This is a genomic window from Peptostreptococcus sp., from assembly GCF_977045075.1.
Genome location: NZ_CDRRTB010000149.1, coordinates 1 through 2,386, shown reverse-complemented (window position 1 = coordinate 2,386; position 2,386 = coordinate 1). Strand labels below are relative to the sequence as shown.

General features: G+C 40.8%; 2 protein-coding genes. Both read right to left on the bottom strand.

What is annotated here, in order from left to right:
- Positions 1-707: lyase family protein (locus ACW6OJ_RS08155; RefSeq protein WP_456096292.1), on the bottom strand; the 707-nt coding region annotated here is incomplete at its 3' end.
- Positions 708-720: 13 nt separating this feature from the next.
- On the bottom strand, positions 721-1,998 hold the full coding sequence (locus tag ACW6OJ_RS08150; RefSeq protein WP_456096291.1) for an adenylosuccinate synthase: 1,278 nt from the start codon (positions 1,996-1,998) through the stop codon (positions 721-723).
- Positions 1,999-2,386: the final 388 nt, after the last annotated feature.

Genomic DNA, 2,386 nt, shown 5'->3' with positions numbered 1-2,386 from the left:
GAATATGTCTGCCCTGTAACTGCAAACACATCATCATAGCCCATTTTTTTGGCTACTAGCCTATCAAGTTGCTTGACCCTTTCATAGTCACCATCAAATAATTCTAGGAAGGAGGCCTGGGTTCCCGTTGTTCCCTTTACCCCCCTTAATCTTCTCCTCTGTAGGAAGTCTTCTAGGCTCTCTAAATCAAGTATGAAGTCCTGTATCCACAGGCAGGCCCTCTTACCGACTGTAGTAGGTTGGGCTGGCTGGAAATGAGTAAAACCAAGGGTTGGCAGGTCCTTGTATTTGTCTGCAAACTCGGCCAATATTGATATCAGCTTGATCAGCCTCTTCCTAATAAGATCGAGAGCCTCATAATCTATTATTAAATCTGTATTATCACCGACATAGCATGAGGTTGCCCCTAGATGTATTATACCTGCTGCCTTTGGGCACTGGACTCCATAGGCATATACATGACTCATAACATCATGTCTTACCTCCCTCTCCCTGGCCTGGGCTACATCGTAGTTTATATCATCTTTGTAGCTCTTCAACTCATCTACCTGGTCCTGACTAATGTCCAGTCCCAGCTCCATTTCAGCTTCTGCCAGGGCTACCCATAGCCTCCTCCAAGTCTTAAACTTCTTATCTGGAGAAAATAAGACCTGCATTTCCTTACTTGCATACCTTGATGTCAAGGGTGATTCATATGTATTCTTCATAAATTTCCTCCTCTTAAGGCATTACTATATACTGGTCTCTTTCTGGACCTACTGATACATACTTTATTTTACAGTCAACCACATCCTCTAGGTACTTGATATAGTCTACTGCCTCTTTTGGTAGGTCTTCAATGCTCCTGCAGTTAGAAATATCCTTCATCCAGCCCTTCCTGTACTCATAAACCGGCTGGGCCTTGAATAATTTTTCTCCTATAGGGAATTCATTGAGTACTTCTCCTTCAAACTCATAAGCTACACATACAGGTATTTCTTTCAAATATGACAATACATCCAGCTTTGTAAGGGCTATATGGTCTGAGCCCTGGGCCATTACACCATACCTTGAGGCCAAGACATCAAAGCCACCCACCCTTCTAGGTCTGCCAGTTGCTGCCCCGTACTCATTGCCCGCTTCTCGTAATTTATCTGCCTCATCACCAAAAATTTCAGCCGTAAATGGACCCTCTCCTACACATGTAGAGTAGGCCTTCATTATACCCACAGAATTAGTTAGCCTTAAGTTTGGTACACCAGCTCCAATAGGTGCATATGGCGCTATTGTAGAAGAGGATGATGTAAATGGGTATATACCAAAGTCTATATCCCTCAAGGCACCTAGCTGGGCCTCAAACATTATGTTCTTTCCTTCTCTATTTGCCCTATTCAAGTAATGACCTGTATCACATACAAAGTCCTTAACTATATCCCCATATTCCTTTAGGTAGGACCACATATCATCGAATTTAATAGCTTCCTTGCCATATCCCCTTTCTATCAAGAGGTTCTTCCACTCGATTATACCCCTAAGTCTTTCCTTTAGGTCCTCTTCACTATCTAATAATTCACCCAGTCTAAGAGCCTTCTTCATATACTTATCTCCATAGACTGGACCTATACCCCTCTTTGTAGACCCAAATTTTGCATCTGCTAGTCTTTCTTCCTCCAGACAATCCTGGTCCACATGGTAGGGCATTACTATAACTGCCCTATCACTTAACTTTAAGTTGTCAGGTGTAATTACTATACCTGCATCCCTTAATTTATTTATTTCGCCAACAAGGTGCTTGATATCAACAACCACCCCATTACCGATTATATTTACAACATCAGAACGTAGTATACCTGATGGAAGTAGGTTCAAGATAAACTTACCCCTCTCATTTACTACTGTGTGGCCTGCATTATTACCACCCTGGTACCTCACAACTATGTCATAGTTTTCTGATAGTAGGTCAACCATCCTACCCTTACCTTCGTCTCCCCAGTTTATTCCTGTAATTGCTGTTAACATTTCTTCAGTCCTTTCTATTACTAGCTATACACTACCTATTTACCACCTTGGTATACAGGCCTATTTAGATACCAATATACTGTCTATCATGGCCAGTATCTTCGTAATAAACCTTGCTCGCGACTGTCTATTACCTTAAAATTATACCATACAAAAAAAGGAAAGTCCATATAATCGTATATTGTACAATATACGTTAATGTCCTTCCCTTCAAAATCGTTCGTATTATTCTTTTCCCAACTAATAATATCTCATTCTAGTGGATTGTCTTTTTCAACCCCATAAGCAAGAAATTTTAATATGTTAAAAACGCCTATTTAATATCCTTGGACTAAATAGGAATAGGATTGGGAATATCTCCAACCTACCCAACAGCATATCTAAGCAC